The following is an 18,785-nucleotide window of genomic DNA, read 5'->3' as shown; positions in this document are numbered from 1 at the left end:
AATGTAATCACCCTAGTCTGTCTTGAATGTCGGACTTCAGAACGTCGGCTTTTGGACCATAGATCGCTTGAATTCCGTTATCCTTCTTGATCAATCCAAGAGCCCCGAGCTTCTTCCATTCCTCTTCATTACCCACTGCATTCACATCATTAACTGTAATTCGCAAACGAGTCATGCAGGCATCCACATCGACAATGTTAGATGGGCCGCCGAGCGTGGCAATGATTTGAGCAGGGAGATCATCTCCAGCGGTTGCAGCAGCAGGAATGTTCTCTCCCGCAGCTTCTGCAGTAGCAGCTGTTTTATCGGACTCTTCATCCGTATAATTCCCAAGCCGTCCTGGTGTAGCCATCTTAAATTTCCCAATCATGAAGTAAGCGATAAAGTAAGAACCTGCAAAGAATACAACCGTTGTAATGACAAAGTTAATAATATCGGCAACAAGGCCTGCATTGATCGACAGCGGAATTCTAGTCAGCAGCTCGATCATACCAAACGAATGAAGTCTCAGGTCAATAATATCAGCCATACCAAAGGCAAGGCCAGTGATGACCGCATATACACCGTAAAGTACAGGTGCAGCAAACATAAACATAAACTCAAGCGGCTCTGTAACTCCGGTCAGGAATACCGCAAGACCGGCAGACAAGAACATGGATTTGTATTTGGAACGCTTGTCCTTATCCACTCTGCGATACATTGCAAGTGCAATACCCATCAGAATACCAGCGCCTGCAATCATTTGTCCTACTTTGAAGCGTGCTGGTGTTACGGTGTCCATAAGCTGCTGATACGCCATTGGATCCGATCCATGCAGATTGGCAAGGTCACTTGCCCAAGCGAGCCATAGTGGATCTTGTCCAGCAACCGTACCGCCGGCATTGCCGCCAGTGAGTACCGTGTAAATTCCGCCAAGCTCTGTATAGTTGATTGGAATCGTCAGCATGTGGTGAAGCCCGAATGGCAGCAGCACACGCTCCAGCGTTCCGTACAGGAATGGGGCAATGAATGGAGCAGACTCACCTGAAGTCGCTAACCATTTACCGAAGCTGTTAATTCCGGTTTGAATAAACGGCCAAAATGCTGCCATCACTACCGCAACAATAACGGACCATAGAATGACAACAAACGGAACGAACCGTTTACCGTTAAAGAAGGCCAGCGCTTCTGGAAGCTTACGATAGTTATAATATTTATTGAACACAACGGCTCCAAGGAAACCAGAAATTATACCGACGAATACACCCATATTCAGTGCAGGAGCACCAAGTACAGAGGTGAAGTAACCATCTACCGTAATCATTTGACCAAACAGCGTCGTAGTGGTTGCACCTTCCTGGCTCAGCATATCATTGGATACGCCAAGTATGGTACCGGTTGTAATATTGATCAGAATGAAGGCGATAAGTGCCGCAAACGCCCCTCCTGCTCTTTCTTTAGCCCACGATCCACCGATCGCGACAGCGAACAAGATATGAAGGTTGTTAATAATCCCCCAGCCGAGGTTCTCCATGACACCACCGACAGTGACAAGGAATGCGATATTTTCCGCAAACATCGCGATCACTTTGCCAAGCGAAATCATGATCCCTGCAGCCGGCATAACGGCAACGACGACTAGCAAGGCTTTACCGAATTTTTGCCAAAACTCAAAAGACAGAAGTTTTTTCATATGCGTTACCTCTTGTGTTTTTTATTGTGCAGCATGGTCTGAACGCCTTGTTCTTTGTTGATATCGCATTCAGAAATCCCTTACAAAATCCTATGTTTATAAAGCCGGTGACACAGTGATTGATAAAAAAGCGATTACATCTTCCTTAAAAATGTGCCATGGCTTTTGAAAAGGAGTTATTGCAAGATCGTGCAACTTTAGTGCAATCGGTTGCAGTGCTATTATAAAATCATTCGCTTTCATTTTGCAACCCATTTTTTTAACTTGCCAATTTTTTTATTCCTCCTGCATTGTTTTATATGTCTAGGTGTGTGTATGATAAATACATCAGAATAACGCAAATTAAAAGGAGATTCAGCGATGGCAGTAACAATTAAAGATATTGCTAAACGAGCCAATGTTGCTACTTCCACCGTATCCCGGGTCATTCAGGACAGCCCCAAGATTAGTGAGGCTACCAAGGCACGGGTTCGCAAAGAGATGAAAGCGCTTGGATATGAACCCAATTATTCGGCGCAAAGCTTGGCCAACCGGATGACGCAGTCCCTAGGCATTATTATGCCTGAAGCGGATGTATCTATATTCCAAAATCCGTTTTTTCTTGAGAGCATTCGGGGCATCAGTGAACTATCGAATGAAAAAAACTTTACAATGGCCATTGTGACCGGCAGAGATGATACAGAGCTCTTGTCTCGTGTAAGAATGATGACGAGGGCTAACCGGGTGGACGGTTTTATCGTCCTGTACTCCAAGCCCGAAGACCCGGTTGTTGATTTTTTTCATCACGAAAAAATCCCCTACACGGTTATTGGTAAGCCTCAGCAATACGTCAGCGAAACAACCCATGTAGATAATGACAATTTCCAAGCAGGGAAAGATGTTGTTACATTCCTCTATGAGCTTGGCCATCGCCGGATAGCTTATGTTGGAGCGGATACAGCAAGGACTGTGCACAAGGAACGGGTTCGCGGATATCAAGCCGCACTTGGCGAACTGAATCTGGAGTGGGATTCCCGTTACTTGATCGGGACATCGTTCACCAATGACGATATTGCCTCTCTGTTCCAATTGGATACGCCACCTACGGCCATGATTGTCGGTGACGATATTATCGCGCTGCCATTGCAAAGGACGCTTCAGCAAATCGGGGTACGTCTTCCGGAGCAATGCTCCCTGATCAGCTTCAATAACCTAACTCTTGCCGATATGATGAATCCGCCTCTCACGTCTGTAGATATCGATATATTCAAGCTGGGTTACCAGGCCGCCAAGAGCCTCATCGAGAAGATTCAGGATCCGAAAGAAATGACCAAGCATATTATCGTGCCGCACCGAATTGTGGAGCGTGCATCATGTACAAGAATAAATGAATAGCTATCCTAAGCTGAAACACCATGAGCAAGCTGTTTGCATTCATTCATGCAGACAGCTTTTTTTCATACAGGCTGTTTTTTTAATTGACAGGGCAACCGGTTGCACTATATACTGTAATCGCAATCAAATGATAACACTTACATTTTGGGTATAAGCTTACGAACTCTGAAGTAAAATGAAGACTTACGACATATGCTGACAGAGAAGCGCCAAGTTTATAATTACCACTTAAGTGAATCAATTTCATAATGCCTTTGGCTGCTTCAATCAAGAGTATATATAGATCAAAACGATTTTGTTTATCTATATAGTTTCAAATTCACCTTTTTTATGATTTATGAAATTGATTCAAGTTTCATCTTATTATTTCTAAACCAACCAAATAGGTATAGCGTGCTTATACGCTGCCCAAGGAGGATTCAAATGTCATATAAACGAATTTTTGATATTGATGCCTGGAAGATCTCCACAACGGAGCTTCACAAAGAGGACCTGCGCTTGCAGGAGAGCATGACTTCCATCGGTAATGGCTATATGGGAATGCGTGGTAATTTTGAAGAAAAGTATTCCGGTGATCATCATCAAGGTACTTACATTTCCGGTGTATGGTTCCCGGATAAGACGAAGGTCGGCTGGTGGAAAAATGGCTATCCGCACTATTTCGGCAAAGTAATCAATGCCATGAATTTTATCGGGATCCGTGTTCTTATCAACGGTGCTGAAGTCGATCTGTATACAGATACAGTAACTGATTTCTATCAAGAGCTCGACATGAAGGAAGGTATTCTTCGTCGCTCATTTACGGTAAATGGACAGGTTCGAATTGAAACCGAGCGCTTCCTCAGCATATCGAAGCTGGAGCTGTGTCTGATTGATTATCGTGTCACCAATCTGACGGATCAAAACATGAATGTGGAGCTGATCCCTTATCTGGATGCAGATACAAAGAATGAAGACTCGAACTACGAGGAATCGTTCTGGGTTGAAGCGGATCGCAAAGTCGGCGAGCCCTATGTCAGCCTTGCAGCAACAACAAAAGAAAATCCATTTGGTGTAGAACGCTTCACCGTCAATTCAACCATGGGTATAGTCACAGATAACGTAACTTCCAAAAAGATAGAAGAAGCTGCCCTCTTCGCCGCAGTTCATTATGTCTATGACGTTGCTCCAAAGGCAGCAGCAGCGATTCAGAAATTTGTCATTGTCACGACTTCACGTGATATGAATACAGAGCAGCTGATCCCTACTGCAGAGAGCATGATGATGGAAGCGATGAATAAGGGCTATAACCTGCTCAAAGAGGAGCATGTCAATGCTTGGGCTGAGCGCTGGGACAAGGCGGATATCGAAATCTCTGGCGATATTGAGGCTCAGCAAGGAATTCGCTTCAACATCTTCCAGCTCTTCTCGACTTACTATGGTCATGATGAGCGTCTGAATATCGGTCCTAAAGGCTTCACAGGGGAGAAATACGGTGGTGCAACGTACTGGGATACCGAAGCTTATGCCGTACCTATGTACTTGGCGCTTGCTGACAAGCGCGTAACCGAGAACCTGCTGCGTTATCGCCACAACCAGCTGGCAGGTGCACATCACAATGCACGTCAGCAAGGACTGAAAGGCGCGCTGTATCCAATGGTAACCTTCACAGGGGTAGAGTGTCATAACGAGTGGGAGATTACGTTTGAAGAAATTCATCGTAACGGTGCTATTGCTTATGCAATCTATAATTATACAAACTATACCGGAGACACCAGCTATCTGGTGAATGAAGGTATCGAAGTACTTGTTGAAATCAGCCGCTTCTGGGCAGATCGCGTTCATTACTCCAAGCGTGCCGGCAAGTATATGATCCATGGCGTAACCGGACCAAATGAATATGAGAACAATGTTAACAACAACTGGTACACGAACAAGATGGCAGCTTGGGTACTGAAATATACAATGGACAGCTTGTCTAAAGTATCCGAAGCAAGATCACAAGAGCTTGGATTAACGGAGAGCGAACTGGCGAAATGGTCAGATATCGTAGAGCATATGTACTTCCCGTATGACGAAGAGCTGGGTGTATTTGTACAGCATGATACTTTCCTGGATAAGGACCTCCGTCCGGTATCCTCGCTTGCGAAGGAAGATTTGCCATTGAACCAGAAATGGTCTTGGGATAAAATTCTGCGTTCACCTTTCATTAAGCAGGCAGATGTACTTCAAGGAATTTATTTCTTCGGAGATCAGTTCACATTAGAAGAAAAAGAACAGAACTTTAGCTTCTATGAGCCGATGACAGTACACGAATCATCTCTGTCCCCTTCCATCCATGCCGTGCTTGCTGCCGAGCTGAAGATGGAAGAAAAAGCAGTAGAGATGTACAAACGCACCGCGCGTCTAGACCTGGATAACTACAATAATGATACAGAGGACGGTCTGCATATTACTTCGATGACAGGAAGCTGGCTTGCAATCGTTCAAGGATTTGCCGGGATGCGCACTTATAATGAAACACTCAGCTTCTCTCCGTTCCTTCCAAAAGGCTGGACGAAATACAAGTTCCATATTAACTACCGTGATCGTCTGCTGAATATTAGTGTAGAACAAGATGAAGTGAAGATTACACTGGTATCCGGTGAACCACTCACGATGGAATTGTATGGAGAGCAAGTTGAGATTACGAATGAATCTGCATTAGTAACAACAATCGCATCTTAAGCGAAGAAACGGGTGAATTGTAACATGAAAGCAGTTATTTTTGATCTTGATGGCGTGATCACCGATACGGCAGAGTACCACTACCTTGCCTGGAAGAGTCTTGCGGATGAGCTCGGCCTTCCTTTCGATAAAGAATATAACGAGAAACTCAAAGGCGTAAGCCGAATGGAGTCTCTTGAGCTGATCCTTGCACTTGGAAATGCTCAGTATACAGATGAACAGAAGTATCAGCTTGCCGATCAGAAGAATGAGCTGTACAAAGAAATGATCAAGAAGGTAACACCGGCAGATCTTCTGCCCGGCATTGAGAGCCTGCTCAAGGAATTAAAGGAAGCCGGCATCCTTATCGCGCTGGCCTCTGCGAGCAAGAACGCTCCATTTATTCTGGACCGGCTTGAAGTGACGCCTTACTTCGATCATGTCGTTGACGTAACACAAATTAAGAATGGCAAGCCTGACCCAGAAATCTTCTTGACTGGCGCAGCCAAGCTGGGCGTCCTCCCTTCGGATTGTGTGGGCGTAGAAGATGCTGAAGCAGGCATCGAATCTATTCGATCCGCTGGCATGTATGCCGTGGGTGTCGGTACACCTGCTCAAATGCAAAAAGCCGATCTTATTGTAGCTTCGACCTCAGAGCTAACTCTGGACTTACTGAAGTCTAGTCATGCAAATAGAGCTTAATATGGAAATAAAATAAGAGCCGCTTCCTTAATGAATTGCACCCTGTTTACTCGACAGGAAACACTCATTAGGGGAGCGGCTCTTTTTTGATCATTCAAGGGTACATTGGCTGTGCTTCAGCTTTTTGCAATTTGTTTATACTTCTTAAGCGCGTTTACAGACACATCTGGCTGAATCCCCGTCATTTTATATATTCGCTCGGCCCAATCCTCTATCTGATCAAGGGGAGATTCGGTGATGAGTTCCCGATTGTTGCTTATAAAGCTTCTTCCTCCTTCATACTCCCAGTGGACAATTTCATTCTCCATCGGAACTCTCATCTCTACAAGTGCATTATGCAGCAAGGACTGCGAATGCTCTCCTGCAGCGATCAAATCCTGAAGATCAACCGGTGTAAGATCAAAAACCTGACTGCTCGTCTTGCCATTCGGCCTAACCCAAGTGAAGGATAAGTGACTGCTTCCGTGATGATCAAGCTTTATTTTGCCCCCTGTAATATATCCGCTGAGCACCTCTCCACCGTATTCATCCGCCGTGAAGTCCATGAGAATCGGCTCAATCCATTGATCCCCCAAGTCGCAAAAATATTTACGCCCCTGCTCGTCAAGCGCACACACAGCTGCATGTGCCTCCTCTGTACCGAGGCCTTCTCCTATGGCATAAGCTTCAATCCCGGCCTGCTTGAACTCCTCAATGAGCCAGATCGCCAGATCAAAGCAATTTCCCGAGGTGCCGAATCTCTCGCGATGCTCCTTCATCTCTTCTACACTGCGCTGACGGACAGAGGACTGATCATAATACCATGCCTTGGTCAGCGTTTCCATGGGGAAAGAATCGAATTTATGCCAGACTTGAAGAATTTGAGTTGGTGCCTTCATCTTCATATACCCTCCTGGATTAAACGAGTTTAATTAGAATAAATTATGAATCTGTGCAGCTATTGTCCATACAATCAATCCAAAACATAACGCACAGCAAGTTCCTTCCCATTTGTAGGACTGGTTCATTACAATTTTCTTCATTGCCTCGAGCAAGGTAATAACAAAGAAGATCCCGAGAACCGGTATCAGGTAGAAGCTAAGGGATAACAGCACTGTCATTAACGGCTTCCTCCTATCTTAATAATAGGACACTCTTCTTCAAATCATTTTGAGTCATTTCAACGGAGGCATTGGATTGTCATAGTTCGAATACTGGGGGAGCAAAATCTCATTCGTAAGTGCCAGCCTATTATGCGACTTACCATAGCTGTCTAGTTCGGATATAGGTCTTCCCTTCAAATGGAAACTTCAACAAATACCAAAGATCCTTCTCGATATATTCCTTCACAGGTTCCACTTCTTTGATATCAGATGAACGATTGTAAAAATGATGATTTAGAAAGGAGTTGACAAAAGTGTAAAATTTCTCTCCCAGCTCCCTAGATTCTTCGGGAAGATGGCACTTCCATTCCACATCTCGAACTTCAACAGCTAGAAATGAAGGATCAGCATCGAAGTATTCATAATCCTCATCATCATCCCCGACAACGCTTGCTTCCAAGGCAGAAATGAGCGAAGGGTTTTCTTTTTTCACATCAAGCAAGGTGCATTTGAAGGTAAACTCGTCTTTGCCATGGATCGTCAGATGAGCTACATTCTCATTCCATCCTTGGGACACGAATATGGTATGGTCGTCTATATAACGCTGATAACTGTATTCGGCATTTGGACCAAAAATAGGATCGATATGATCCTTTGACGGTTTATAAGAATATACACGATTTTTTACAAAATCACTGATTCGGCAGATGATATTTGAATAACTCTCACCTGTCAGTCTAATTTCTTCATCAGACCAATTATCAAGCTCAAACAAAGATTCATACGGATCTCCGCTCAGATATAACAAAAAGGCAAAGGCTGCCTCTGTCTTCATACCCTGTCTCTTAAGGGATATCACTTGATTCGCAAAATCATCTCCTGCCAGTCTGAGAAACCGGTCTTCAATGAGCATATGCCGATAAGCATTTTGTTCAGAAGTAGGAATCGGCTGACCAAATACCTCAATACCCCAACCCTCTAATCTAAAACTGGCCTTCATTCGTTTGATGCCGTCTACGATTTTCTCGGATATTTTAAAGCCTTCGTATCCTCCAAATTGGTCTGTGAGCCGCTGATTAAATTCGGAGAAATCATGTACCTCGCAAATGATATCCAGATCGCTTCCCTCTATGTCAACTGCAATGGGAACAGTTCCTGTAAGAATGGGATCATAAACTTCCAATTTATCCATGACTTTGAACTGTGTTAGGACTCGATATACTTCCTGTTGCACTTCATTCCCTTCTATTAAATAACGTATGTCTTTATATAAATGTTTGTTTTGCATTGGTGGTTTAACTCCTTCCATTTATCTGTACAGCAACCGGACTACACGATCTACACAGGCCAGCAGCATAGGGGGCAATTCATCGTTGTGTATTTTAATTTGTCTGGTGAGCATCGGATGATTTGATCCACCACTCTCTATCTCTGCCACCAGCATTTTTCCTGAATTATGAACAAAACTTGTTTTGTCTAATAATTCTTTGGTATAAGTAAATTCCTCGTTCTTGTATGTAAAAATAAATCTAGGAGATAATTTGATTTTGGTGCGATCTTGTAGAATATTCTCTTCATCACCATCAGGACCAATATAACATATACTCCACTTATTACGTCCTAACCAAATCATCTTATCCTGGATGGATACGCGGAAACCTGTTTGAAGATCTTCTCCGTCAACACTAATCTCAAGACTATTTATAAACCAGTTCGCAGCATCCAATCCTTTATTACGATATACACGCCTTAACGAGCCCAAGTCTTGATTGACCTCGTTTTGCAGTATAGATGGGGCCTTAGAATGTGTCATAAATGGGATTTTATAAGAGTACTTCCTCTCCATTGACTCCGCTCCCTTTTTGAGATGAATATCACACATACATCTTATGTACTCCATTAGAAGTATAATGTTGCGCAGCCCGATCTACAAATCAAAAAAACCTGCACGGAGCGCTCCATACAGGTTTTCAGACAGGTTAATGTTTACGATTCGATTACTTGTTAAAGCTGACTTGCTCAGCACCATCTCCAAGAATAATGGATGCCTGCTCGGGCTTTGTTTCTGCAATTTTACGGCCTTCTTTGAAGGAATACAGAACAGCAGCCTGTTTGCGTACAGCCTCATATTCATTCTCCGCGGAGAGTACAATAAAGCTCGCCGGTTTGCCGGCTTCGATACCATATTTATCTTCAATGTGCAGTGTTTTTGCACTATTACTAGTAATAAGGTCAATCGAATTGACGATCTGATCGTAGCCAAGAAGCTGTGATGCATGAATTCCCATATGCAGCACTTGCAGCATATTGCCTGTTCCAAGCGGGTACCATGGATCAAAAATATCATCATGCCCGAAGCAGATATTGAGACCTGCCTCCTGAAGCTCCTTCACACGAGTCAGTCCTCTTCTCTTCGGATACGTATCAAAACGTCCTTGAAGGTGGATGTTCACGAGTGGATTGGACACAAAGTTCAGTCCGGCCATTTTTAACAATCTGAACAGCTTATAAGTATAAGCATCATTGTAGGAGCCCATTGCTGTCGTATGGCTCGCAGTTGTGCGTGCACCGTATCCGCGCTCATAGGCTTCCTTCGCCACAACCTCTACGAACCGGGACTGCTCATCATCGATCTCATCACAGTGGATATCTACGAGCCGGTCATATTTCTCGGCAAGATCAAACGCAATCTTCATCGACTCTACACCGTATTCTCTCGTAAATTCGAAGTGTGGAATGCCGCCAACCACATCAACGCCCATCTTCAGTGCCTCTTCCATCAGCTCGGTCCCATTCGGATACGAGAGAATGCCTTCCTGAGGGAAAGCCACCAGCTGGATATCTACATAAGGCGCCATCTCTTCCTTCACTTCGAGCATCGCTTTGACTGCAGTCAGGCTTGGATCCGTTACATCGACATGCGTACGAACATGCTGAATGCCTTGAGCAATCTGCCATTTGAGTGCAGTCTTGGAGCGTGTCTTCACATCCTCATGCGTCAAAGAAGCCTTGCGCTCCGACCAGCGCTGAATTCCTTCAAAGAGCGTACCGCTCAGGTTCCACTCCGGCTCACCTGCTGTCAAGGTTGTGTCAAGGTGAATATGCGGCTCAATAAATGGAGGCAGTAGAAGGGAACCGTTGACGTCGAGTACCTCATCGTTCGTGCTTGTTATGGATTCCTGTGTAATTTGTTCGAACTTTCCATCTGTCACGAGGATATTCCACAGGCCCTCTTTACCCCGCAATTTCGCGTTCTGTATGATCATTTGTCATCACCTTTTCATTAGATACTTTTGTTGAGAATACGGACATGAGTACGATGTATACGACGGCTGTGCCCAATAACGCATTAAGCGGCGTAATGCCTGGAGCGAGCTGTGCAAAAGCAACCCCGATCGCCCAAGCGAGCATTGCTAACCAGTTTACCTTTTTAAAGCTCATGCTGGCATATTCCTTGTATGTTCTGCGTTTGACGAAAAAGTAGTCAGCGATAATGATTGCACCGATGGATGGTACCGCAGCACCCAGCACATTCAGAAAGCCGACAAAATTGTTGTACATCCACATCGCAAACACCGTGCCGACAATACCATTTATAATAACAAAGAACTTCTTGGAAATCTTCGTAATGTTCGCAAAACCTAATCCTGATGCATACAAAGCATTGTCATTGGTCGTCCAGATATTTAAGCCAAGTACGATAATCGCTGGAATGAGCAGCCCTTGCAGGAACATGACTTCGGAAATATCGGCCAAGTTATAGGCCATGGCGCCAACCGCACCGAACAGGAACATTAACGAGTTGCCCAGGAAAAAGGCGATGACGGTTGCAATAACGGCTTGCTTGGATGATTTGGCGAAGCGGGTGAAGTCGGGTGTAAGCGTCCCTCCGCTAATAAAGGACCCGATACAGATCGTCATGGCCGCAGCCACAGACAAGGTTTGTGTTGGTGTGTAATCAAGCAAGCCTTGCATGCCGCCAAGTGTATCGACACCCTTAAGCATCGAGTAACTACCCAATATAGCGATCGCTGGAACCGCGATATATCCAAGGATTACCAACGATTTCATACCAAAGATTGCAGAAGCTGTCATCGCCAGACCGAAGATGAAGATGAGTAAATTCACATCCCAGTTCATCGCCTTAGCGACCGGAACTGCAAACATCGCTACACCTACGCCGAACCAGCCGACCTGTGTAAAGCCAAGCAGGAAGGAAGGCAGATAGGAGCCTTTTTCACCAAAAGAATATTTAGCCAGCAAGTGGGTTGAGAGCCCCGTCTTGGCGGCGATATGTGCGAGTGCGCCCGTGTAAATACCGAGCACCAAGTTCCCCGCCAGCACGATCAGCATAAACTCAGTGAAGCTCAGGCCAATGCCCAGCTCTCCGCCCGCCAGCATACTGGCAGAGAAGAATGTGAAACCCAGCATAACAGATAGTGTCTTCAAAAATTGATTTCTCTGCGTTTTCGGTACCGCCTGCAACGAAAACTCTTGATCGTTCTTACTCATCAGAATACCCCCAAATAAAAGTTTCCTGATACCAAAAAGAGCAGAAAAAAGAGGCTAATCGCCGTCGTTAAACTGACAATTAGCCTCATTTGTACATCATAAGCCGCGCGAATATAGAGAGCATCTCTAAATAGACTATGCCCTGCTTCACGCCGATTACGAAAATCCGCTGTCCTTGCCAGCCTCTCTGGACTGATTTAAAGGTACCAGTATTTAATTACGTTCTATTATTTTAGAAAATCAACCCTATGTCAATGTAATTATTATCCAAGTGCCAAAAAACAGGTGTCATTTATTCATTGGACAATACTACGGACGTCTCAATTTGCCTGTCAGGTACAGTCCAATAAGTCTTGAGCAATCTCATCTTATCCTCTTGAGAAACCCTATTAAACCCGTGTTTGTTGTAGAAGCGGATCGCCCATGAAGCATCTGCCCATGTGCCTATTAGAACAGGCTTATTCGTAAGCGCAAGCAGGTGGGTCAGCAGCATGGAACCGATACCTTTTTGGCGAGAATTCGTCTTGACGTATGCGTGCCGGATCAAACTAACATCCCCCCGGTCTTGTATCCCCATGACACCAATCAGATTGCCTTCAAGCTCATATCCCCAAAACACAACTCCGCTCTCGATCTCGCTCTGCAGCTCGTCCAGTGGCATATAAGGCTCGTGATAGCAATCCTCGGGTATGATTCCTTTATAAGCACGCGAAGCATCATTAACAATCTCATAGATTTCCTGCATTTCAACAGAACTACACAGCCTGATCATATATCATGCCTCCTATTTAATAAGCATCCTCTTTCTCCAGCCACTCCTTTAGCCGTTTATTCCGATGCTCCAAGAATCGCTTCATATACGACTCAAGTACCCAGCGTTCCGCCATTTTCCCTAATACTCCAAAATGAGCTTCAAATATTAATACATCCTTCATTTGGGTATACTCGTGGTCTATAGATGAGAAAAAATGCTGATGGGTCATGCTCCGAAATGCCCCCGATTGCATCTCGTCCGTAAAATAGATCGGGCGCTTGTAGGCTGTCACTTCGGAAGTCAATTTTTGTCTGACACCAAAATGAGTGGCCTCAAAGGTTACCGTTTGACCACATTCAATGAAACCGTCTGTAACGCCTGCCACAGCCTTTTCTTTGGTATGCTTCCATACCGTTACGGGATGAAGACGGATATTTCTGGCGGCATCAAAGCATTGCTCTATTGGAGCCCGGATGATGATACTCGTGTCCAAAGTAACCATGCTGGGTTCAGCTCCTTATTTCTTGAAATATAACAGGATATCAAAGGATTGAAGCATCGCATGATGATTAACCGACTGTTTGTACTGAGGCATCATCATCGGTTCATACAGCAGAATGAGGATAACGAATCCGATCCATAAAAGTGCATGGGATAAACGAAGCTTCAACTTTCTGATGAGCAATAGATTGGCTGGTATCCACGCGAACAGCATAAGGAGTAAGGAAGCAATAACCAGCAGTGGCGGCACATATCCTTCAATCAGCCAACTAAGTAAGCGGAGCCAATAATAAGTAAGTAATGTGAGCAAGAAATTATATAACAATAAAACCGCAATCCTGCTATAAGCTTTCATTCAGAGACTCTCTCCTCCGCCTAGAACGAATAGGCATAAGTAATTCATACCTATTAGACGTCATTCGTTAACGATTTGTTTTAGTCATCCTGAAATTTGAATACATATTCATGAGTCCTTGGACTGCTTAATCAAATTACCTCTTACAACAAGCCAGCTTATGAAAGAAGTTATAAACATGCCGACAAACAGCACATAAATGTTATAAAAAACAGTATTCGTATATTGATTCAGCCAACCAAACCGATAAATGACAGATCCCGGGTCATCCGCAAAACCTCCCAGCTGAGTTTTTAAATCTTCAATTTCCATAAATGCCATAAAACTAAAAATAAGAATAAAACAGATCAGCAGGATGGGAACCCTCATCGTAGCCACATATTTATCATGAACAGAAGCGAATAGCTTCTTCATAAAGAAGAAACTGTATATAAACAAGCCGATGGAGTACAGCAATGCCGGAACTAAGATTAATAGTCCTGGATTACCATTTCCTGAAGTGGAGCCGCCGGGCTCATATTTAAAAGTGAACAAATCAACAAGAAGCACTAGCACTAAACTGATCAGTACGTTTACGCTAAATACCACCATATCCCTATAGATCACTTCATCACCCTCTTATTGGCTTATATCTCGATTTGCTGCTAGATAGACACATGCCTCCTTGGAATCACACATCTCCTAAAAAATATATCACACTTATATATGGTTTTACTTCTAATCTATGGATGATATGGTTGGAGATACACTGTTGACGTTGTACTTTTGTGTGTTAGAATCAGAATACAAAGAAAGCATAGTAGTTTACTAGTATTTAGAATGAATGCTATGAAAAATAAGGAGAGTGAGCAAGTTGTTACAAATGGTCATTACAGGACTTTTGTGCGGCGCCTTGCTGGGATTCGTTATGCAGCGCGGCCGGTTCTGTCTGACAGGCGGATTCAGAGATATGTACATTGCCAAAGACAACCGCATGTTCTATGCGCTGCTTATCGCAATATCTGTACAAAGCATCGGGGTATTCGCATTAATTCAGACAGGTGTCCTTCAATATGATGCTGGGGAATTTTCATGGGTAGCCACCATTCTTGGTTCATTTATTTTTGGTATTGGCATTATTCTGGCTGGCGGCTGTGCGACAGGCACTTGGTATCGTGCAGGTGAAGGACTGATTGGCAGCTGGATTGCCCTGTTCGGTTACATGGCGATGGCCGCAATTATGAAATCCGGTCCACTGGCTCCGGTTAACTCCAGCTTAAGTGAGGTCGCTACGACCACAAACTCTATTCCGGCAACGTTTGGACTGTCCGTATGGCCGTTTATTGTATTACTGGTAGCCATTACGGTATTCTTGGTAGTAAGACATTTGCGCAAGCCTAAAGTGTTCATTCCAACATTGAAGCCTAAACGCAAGGGTCTTGCCCATCTACTGTTCGAGAAACGCTGGCATCCATTTGTCACTGCTATTCTGATCGGACTCATTGCCCTGCTTGCATGGCCGCTCAGCGCAGCTACAGGCAGAAACTTTGGCTTGGGTGTAACTACACCTTCCGCAAACATTTTGCAGTATCTCGTAACTGGCGATGACGGATTTATCAACTGGGGCGTATTCCTCGTGCTCGGTATCTTCGTTGGTTCCTTTGCTGCTGCGAAGGCAAGCAAGGAGTTCCGTTTCCGCGCTCCGGATGCGAAGACAGCTGTAACCAGCTTTGGCGGAGGACTGCTAATGGGCTTTGGCGCAAGCTGGGCTGGAGGCTGCTCCATCGGTAACGGTCTCGTCATGACGGCAATGATGACATGGCAGGGATGGATTTCTCTGGTCTTTATGATTCTGGGTACATGGACTGCATCCTATTTTGTATTCATACGTCCACGCAAAAAAGCGAGCGCAGGTGCCGCCGCTTCAACAACTGCAACTGCTTAGGAGGAATTTAACATGCAACAGAAACTACAAGTTCTCGGAATGGTTTGTCCATTCCCACTGATCGAAGCAAAAGAAGCAATTAAAACGATAAACAGCGGCGACGAGCTCGTCATTGATTTCGATTGTACACAAGCGACGGAGAGCATTCCGCGCTGGGCTGCTGAGGATGGACACTCCATTACCAACTATGAGCAGCTGGACGATGCTTCTTGGACTATCACTGTGAAGAAAAAATAAGCTGAGCTTATATGAAAAGCGATCCTTTCAGGTTAACTGATAAGGATCGCTTTTTTTGAGAGCAAAACCCTTGAATTATTGAAGATGGTCCTGATCGTTGTTAAAACCTTGATGCTTGTCGATATAAATATCCAAAGCTTGTATGCCCCGTCTGGCCAGCTTGACAAACAGCACAATCAAGTAAATGGCGACAACAATAGAAACCAGGTAAATGAGTATTCCAAACAAGCTAAATGCCGAGTAAAGAGCCATATCCATCACCTTCCTTTATATGCTTATTTTGTAAACTCCGATCTCCCTTAAGAAATCTCCTCTCGTGAGGCCTGACTCCCCAAGAAATTGCCGGTAGCTGTTAATGGTACCATCATGGGTGACGCAATATACATTGCCTTCAAATCTACTGATCCACTTTAAAAATTTATCTGCCTGAAATTCAAATTGCTCATTGGAGAGTGTATTAATTCCTTCCTTCCATAGCTCCTGCTCGGACGGCACAACTGTATAATCAGGATAGTCAGCAGATATCTCTTCCAAAGTATAAATCTTGTCGCAGCCAAGGGGCTCCCATGCTGGATTTTGCGGAAACATTCTTGGTCCGAGAAGCGGCGTAACATATTTCTGTATCGAGATGTCCTTGCTCCATATATTTACCGTTTCTATGGTTCTTCTTGCAGGACTTGTTACGACCACATCACCAGATACTAGCGGATACAGATGGCGTAATTGTTCTGCTTGCTGGTTCCCACTCTCTGTTAAAGCAGGATGCTGCATATGCAGCTGGTTGGGCCAGTTCAACGTATGCTCTCCTTGAGCATGTCGTATAAATACCAATTCCATGTACGATCACTCCTGCTCACAGCCTTCGTTCTCAATCCAGTACCTTTGAATTTGAATTCCCTCGATGATGACTTCTGACTCAAGGACTCCCCCATTCGAAATGATTGTCTTAGCCGAAGCGATGTTGTCTTTATCACAAGTAACCAGTACATTACGGATACCTAGTGTTTTGGCTTGTTCAAGCGCGAGTGAAAGGAGCATTGCTGCGTATCCTTTTTTTCGCTCACTTGGTCTGATGCCATACCCAATATGTCCGCCACGCCCTAATAGAAAGTCATTCAGTTCATGGCGAATATTTACAGCACCTAGCACTTTACGATCTGATCTTACAAGCCAAAAAGTGCTGCTGTTCACCGTTAAATGGTCCAGTTGGCTCCCATTTTCTAACTCGCTTAACTTAGCTAAAAAACAGTCAAAATCAGAAGGATCGTATCTCAGCACAAAAGGAATCATTCGCTCTCCGGCCTCTGTCCATTCGAGGATCATATCGAGATACTCTTCCCGATATTCGTACGAAGGCTCCACGAGAAAAACCTCCTCCACTCTCTCTCACCTCTCCTTTTACAGCCTTCGAAATAGCAGCCAATTCACCGCATCCAGCAGGTTCTCCGCTATATAATCCGGTACAACCTCCGCCCAGCTTGATCGATAGTCGGTTAGTGATCCCATTCCCCACCCTGTCTTGACAAGCACTTTCAGTGCCCTAACCGCATGTGCTGCTAGTATATCCGTATCGCCGACGTCACCAATGACAGCGCACTTTGCTAGATCGAGGTCATATACTGCTGCAGCCGTATGCAGCATGCCGGGCTTCGGCTTCCTGCAATTACAAATCTCCGTACTTCCATGCGGACAGATAAATGCATCATCAAACCCATACGATAGAAACTGCTCTCTGAACTCTTCTTCACTTGCTTGCTGCTTCGATATTCGATGCTGGTTCGTAAACGCAAACACCTTGATTCCCTTTCCCTTTAGCAAATGGATAGCATCAAGCGCTCCGTCATACAACACAAAATCGCGCGGATGGATAAAGTGCCCCGTCCCCCCAATGGTTCCATCTCGATCTATAAATACAGCCTGCAGTTCCAGTTCAAACACCTCTCACTTGATCCATCATCACAGAATCTATTTCAGTAATTCCATTCTTAATAGTCTCTCAGCAGCTGATCATAGATGATCTTGGCTATTCTTTGAATCACGGGATTGCCGATACGCTGAGCTTCTTCATATATTTCCGTTGTCATAACCTCTGTCATCACTGCCACGGCAAGCTCTCTACCTGGTATCAAGAAGTAACCTGCATCATGTGTAACATTACTCGCTTCTCCTGTCTTGTGTGCGATCAGCATGTCACCAAGCACAGCGCCAAATTTCGTATTCACCTCTTGCCTGGACATCCATAGAAGCAGCAGCCGTCGAGAATATTCAGAGAGCACCTCCCCTTGATATACAAGCTTGAGTAAATATGTGAGCTCTCGGGCATCCGCATAATTGTCCAGCTCCGGGGACTGAACAGGTGCAAACATCTTGCGTGCAAGCTGCGTCTGGTGTATCCCAAGTCCTTCCAGCATAGCTCTTACCCGCTCAAAGCCAATCATATCAATCAGGACATTCGTTGCCGTATTATCCGACTGCGCGATCATGAGTTTTGCCAGCCTTCCTATGTTAATACTAAGGGGCATAACTTCCAGCTGAAGCGATCCCGAGCCTCCTACTACATCCTTATCCCTCACGACAGCCTGATCTTCAAGACGAACTTCACCTCGATCAACCATTTGCAGCAGTGCACAGGCAATCGCCAGTTTGATCGTGCTTGCTGATCTGTACCGCTCTTCTGATCCGATCGAGAACCCTAAGTTACCAGCGGTAACGCTTAGATCAGCCACACTGACTGTTACGCGTACTCCGTTTAGATTGGCTTGTTCTATTAACGGACGAAGTGGTTTCATGATGTGATGAAGCGAACCTGCATACAGCTCCTCTGACGATAATTGCGGCATGAATAGCAGCTCCTTTACATGATCAAGTTACAGCAGCTTTCCACCATGTTACCATTGACGAAGATATTATTTCCATATTTTATTTAAAAAGGGATGAGATCCCTTCCCCCTCTATTTACATGTTCTTCTCATAAAGCTTCGTTCATC

The 18,785-nt window shown here is 44.7% G+C and carries 21 protein-coding genes; 5 read left to right on the top strand and 16 right to left on the bottom strand.

Features of this window, described 5'->3' with window-relative positions; genetic code table 11:
• Positions 1-7: 7 nt before the first annotated feature.
• Positions 8-1,672 carry a PTS transporter subunit IIBC gene (locus ACFSVM_RS04340; protein ID WP_090723474.1) on the bottom strand — a complete coding sequence of 555 codons (1,665 nt, stop codon included), beginning with the start codon at positions 1,670-1,672 and terminating at the stop codon, positions 8-10.
• Between the two features lie 360 nt (positions 1,673-2,032).
• Between ACFSVM_RS04340 and ACFSVM_RS04335 the strand changes: the two genes are divergently transcribed.
• From ACFSVM_RS04335 to pgmB, 3 genes are all read left to right on the top strand, one after another.
• Positions 2,033-3,046 carry a LacI family DNA-binding transcriptional regulator gene (locus ACFSVM_RS04335; RefSeq protein ID WP_090723476.1) on the top strand — a complete coding sequence of 338 codons (1,014 nt, stop codon included), beginning with the start codon at positions 2,033-2,035 and terminating at the stop codon, positions 3,044-3,046.
• Between the two features lie 423 nt (positions 3,047-3,469).
• Entirely contained in the window at positions 3,470-5,752 is a 2,283-nt protein-coding gene (locus tag ACFSVM_RS04330; RefSeq protein ID WP_090723478.1) for a glycoside hydrolase family 65 protein, read from the top strand.
• Positions 5,753-5,776: 24 nt separating this feature from the next.
• Positions 5,777-6,433, top strand: coding sequence for a beta-phosphoglucomutase (pgmB, locus tag ACFSVM_RS04325; protein WP_076311764.1), 657 nt, complete (start codon positions 5,777-5,779; stop codon positions 6,431-6,433).
• A 116-nt stretch (positions 6,434-6,549) separates the two neighbouring features.
• On the opposite strand, the gene ACFSVM_RS04320 is transcribed toward pgmB, so the two are convergent.
• The 10 genes from ACFSVM_RS04320 to ACFSVM_RS04275 all read right to left on the bottom strand — a co-directional run bounded on the left by ACFSVM_RS04320 (position 6,550) and on the right by ACFSVM_RS04275 (position 14,243).
• Positions 6,550-7,311 (bottom strand): hypothetical protein, encoded by a 762-nt coding sequence (locus tag ACFSVM_RS04320; protein WP_090723480.1) that lies wholly within the window; start codon positions 7,309-7,311, stop codon positions 6,550-6,552.
• Between the two features lie 33 nt (positions 7,312-7,344).
• The gene (locus ACFSVM_RS04315; RefSeq protein ID WP_090723481.1) at positions 7,345-7,533 is read right to left on the bottom strand and encodes a hypothetical protein; all 189 of its coding nucleotides are present in this window, start codon (positions 7,531-7,533) and stop codon (positions 7,345-7,347) included.
• A gap of 139 nt (positions 7,534-7,672) precedes the next feature.
• Positions 7,673-8,803 carry a DUF4269 domain-containing protein gene (locus ACFSVM_RS04310; protein WP_177178646.1) on the bottom strand — a complete coding sequence of 377 codons (1,131 nt, stop codon included), beginning with the start codon at positions 8,801-8,803 and terminating at the stop codon, positions 7,673-7,675.
• A 21-nt stretch (positions 8,804-8,824) separates the two neighbouring features.
• The gene (locus ACFSVM_RS04305; RefSeq protein ID WP_143042066.1) at positions 8,825-9,361 is read right to left on the bottom strand and encodes a tubby C-terminal domain-like protein; all 537 of its coding nucleotides are present in this window, start codon (positions 9,359-9,361) and stop codon (positions 8,825-8,827) included.
• Between the two features lie 151 nt (positions 9,362-9,512).
• Positions 9,513-10,781, bottom strand: coding sequence for a cytosine deaminase (locus ACFSVM_RS04300; RefSeq protein ID WP_090723486.1), 1,269 nt, complete (start codon positions 10,779-10,781; stop codon positions 9,513-9,515).
• Complete coding sequence (codB, locus tag ACFSVM_RS04295; protein WP_076311769.1) at positions 10,750-12,027, bottom strand: cytosine permease; 1,278 nt, start codon at positions 12,025-12,027, stop codon at positions 10,750-10,752. The genes ACFSVM_RS04300 and codB overlap by 32 nt, the downstream gene beginning before the upstream one ends.
• 292 nt (positions 12,028-12,319) lie before the next feature.
• A complete protein-coding gene (locus ACFSVM_RS04290; protein WP_047910092.1) occupies positions 12,320-12,799 on the bottom strand; it encodes a GNAT family N-acetyltransferase in 480 nt (159 codons plus the stop codon).
• A 16-nt stretch (positions 12,800-12,815) separates the two neighbouring features.
• Entirely contained in the window at positions 12,816-13,283 is a 468-nt protein-coding gene (locus ACFSVM_RS04285) for an SRPBCC family protein (protein ID WP_090723488.1), read from the bottom strand.
• A 15-nt stretch (positions 13,284-13,298) separates the two neighbouring features.
• On the bottom strand, positions 13,299-13,637 hold the full coding sequence (locus tag ACFSVM_RS04280; RefSeq protein WP_076311771.1) for a hypothetical protein: 339 nt from the start codon (positions 13,635-13,637) through the stop codon (positions 13,299-13,301).
• A gap of 108 nt (positions 13,638-13,745) precedes the next feature.
• Positions 13,746-14,243 (bottom strand): hypothetical protein, encoded by a 498-nt coding sequence (locus ACFSVM_RS04275; protein ID WP_090723490.1) that lies wholly within the window; start codon positions 14,241-14,243, stop codon positions 13,746-13,748.
• A 256-nt stretch (positions 14,244-14,499) separates the two neighbouring features.
• On the opposite strand from ACFSVM_RS04275, the gene ACFSVM_RS04270 reads away from it, so the two are divergent.
• Complete coding sequence (locus tag ACFSVM_RS04270) at positions 14,500-15,561, top strand: YeeE/YedE family protein (RefSeq protein WP_047910250.1); 1,062 nt, start codon at positions 14,500-14,502, stop codon at positions 15,559-15,561.
• Between the two features lie 12 nt (positions 15,562-15,573).
• The gene (locus tag ACFSVM_RS04265) at positions 15,574-15,798 is read left to right on the top strand and encodes a sulfurtransferase TusA family protein (protein WP_047910094.1); all 225 of its coding nucleotides are present in this window, start codon (positions 15,574-15,576) and stop codon (positions 15,796-15,798) included.
• A gap of 75 nt (positions 15,799-15,873) precedes the next feature.
• Here ACFSVM_RS04265 and ACFSVM_RS04260 read toward each other — a convergent pair whose 3' ends face one another.
• Genes ACFSVM_RS04260 through ACFSVM_RS04240 form a run of 5 tightly spaced genes read right to left on the bottom strand, consistent with a single transcriptional unit; the run spans position 15,874 to position 18,638 of the window.
• Positions 15,874-16,050, bottom strand: a complete 177-nt coding sequence (locus tag ACFSVM_RS04260) for a hypothetical protein (RefSeq protein WP_177178647.1) — start codon at positions 16,048-16,050, stop codon at positions 15,874-15,876.
• A gap of 15 nt (positions 16,051-16,065) precedes the next feature.
• Positions 16,066-16,635 (bottom strand): histidine phosphatase family protein, encoded by a 570-nt coding sequence (locus tag ACFSVM_RS04255; RefSeq protein ID WP_090723493.1) that lies wholly within the window; start codon positions 16,633-16,635, stop codon positions 16,066-16,068.
• Between the two features lie 6 nt (positions 16,636-16,641).
• Positions 16,642-17,160, bottom strand: a complete 519-nt coding sequence (locus tag ACFSVM_RS04250) for a GNAT family N-acetyltransferase (protein WP_256209580.1) — start codon at positions 17,158-17,160, stop codon at positions 16,642-16,644.
• A gap of 36 nt (positions 17,161-17,196) precedes the next feature.
• Positions 17,197-17,736 (bottom strand): HAD-IIIA family hydrolase, encoded by a 540-nt coding sequence (locus tag ACFSVM_RS04245; RefSeq protein WP_083655736.1) that lies wholly within the window; start codon positions 17,734-17,736, stop codon positions 17,197-17,199.
• Between the two features lie 47 nt (positions 17,737-17,783).
• Complete coding sequence (locus tag ACFSVM_RS04240; RefSeq protein ID WP_076311774.1) at positions 17,784-18,638, bottom strand: serine hydrolase; 855 nt, start codon at positions 18,636-18,638, stop codon at positions 17,784-17,786.
• Between the last annotated feature and the right edge of the window lie 147 nt (positions 18,639-18,785).

The organism is Paenibacillus shunpengii (genome assembly GCF_042684905.1).
GTDB lineage: Bacteria > Bacillota > Bacilli > Paenibacillales > Paenibacillaceae > Paenibacillus > Paenibacillus shunpengii.
The sequence above is the reverse complement of the archived record's forward strand: the minus strand, read 5'-3'. Positions and strand labels throughout refer to the sequence as shown.

Excerpts from the sequence above, each read along its gene's own strand:
- ACFSVM_RS04330 (WP_090723478.1), top strand. The coding sequence starts at position 3,470 with ATGTCATATAAACGAATTTTTGATATTGATGCCTGGAAGATCTCCACA.
- ACFSVM_RS04270 (WP_047910250.1), top strand. The coding sequence starts at position 14,500 with ATGGTCATTACAGGACTTTTGTGCGGCGCCTTGCTGGGATTCGTTATG.
- ACFSVM_RS04240 (WP_076311774.1), bottom strand. The coding sequence starts at position 18,638 with ATGCCGCAATTATCGTCAGAGGAGCTGTATGCAGGTTCGCTTCATCAC.
- ACFSVM_RS04300 (WP_090723486.1), bottom strand. The coding sequence starts at position 10,781 with ATGATCATACAGAACGCGAAATTGCGGGGTAAAGAGGGCCTGTGGAAT.
- ACFSVM_RS04305 (WP_143042066.1), bottom strand. The coding sequence starts at position 9,361 with ATGGAGAGGAAGTACTCTTATAAAATCCCATTTATGACACATTCTAAG.
- ACFSVM_RS04265 (WP_047910094.1), top strand. The coding sequence starts at position 15,574 with ATGCAACAGAAACTACAAGTTCTCGGAATGGTTTGTCCATTCCCACTG.
- ACFSVM_RS04315 (WP_090723481.1), bottom strand. The coding sequence starts at position 7,533 with ATGACAGTGCTGTTATCCCTTAGCTTCTACCTGATACCGGTTCTCGGG.
- ACFSVM_RS04255 (WP_090723493.1), bottom strand. The coding sequence starts at position 16,635 with ATGGAATTGGTATTTATACGACATGCTCAAGGAGAGCATACGTTGAAC.
- codB (WP_076311769.1), bottom strand. The coding sequence starts at position 12,027 with ATGAGTAAGAACGATCAAGAGTTTTCGTTGCAGGCGGTACCGAAAACG.
- ACFSVM_RS04340 (WP_090723474.1), bottom strand. The coding sequence starts at position 1,672 with ATGAAAAAACTTCTGTCTTTTGAGTTTTGGCAAAAATTCGGTAAAGCC.
- ACFSVM_RS04310 (WP_177178646.1), bottom strand. The coding sequence starts at position 8,803 with ATGCAAAACAAACATTTATATAAAGACATACGTTATTTAATAGAAGGG.
- pgmB (WP_076311764.1), top strand. The coding sequence starts at position 5,777 with ATGAAAGCAGTTATTTTTGATCTTGATGGCGTGATCACCGATACGGCA.
- ACFSVM_RS04285 (WP_090723488.1), bottom strand. The coding sequence starts at position 13,283 with ATGGTTACTTTGGACACGAGTATCATCATCCGGGCTCCAATAGAGCAA.
- ACFSVM_RS04280 (WP_076311771.1), bottom strand. The coding sequence starts at position 13,637 with ATGAAAGCTTATAGCAGGATTGCGGTTTTATTGTTATATAATTTCTTG.
- ACFSVM_RS04290 (WP_047910092.1), bottom strand. The coding sequence starts at position 12,799 with ATGATCAGGCTGTGTAGTTCTGTTGAAATGCAGGAAATCTATGAGATT.
- ACFSVM_RS04260 (WP_177178647.1), bottom strand. The coding sequence starts at position 16,050 with ATGGCTCTTTACTCGGCATTTAGCTTGTTTGGAATACTCATTTACCTG.
- ACFSVM_RS04320 (WP_090723480.1), bottom strand. The coding sequence starts at position 7,311 with ATGAAGGCACCAACTCAAATTCTTCAAGTCTGGCATAAATTCGATTCT.
- ACFSVM_RS04335 (WP_090723476.1), top strand. The coding sequence starts at position 2,033 with ATGGCAGTAACAATTAAAGATATTGCTAAACGAGCCAATGTTGCTACT.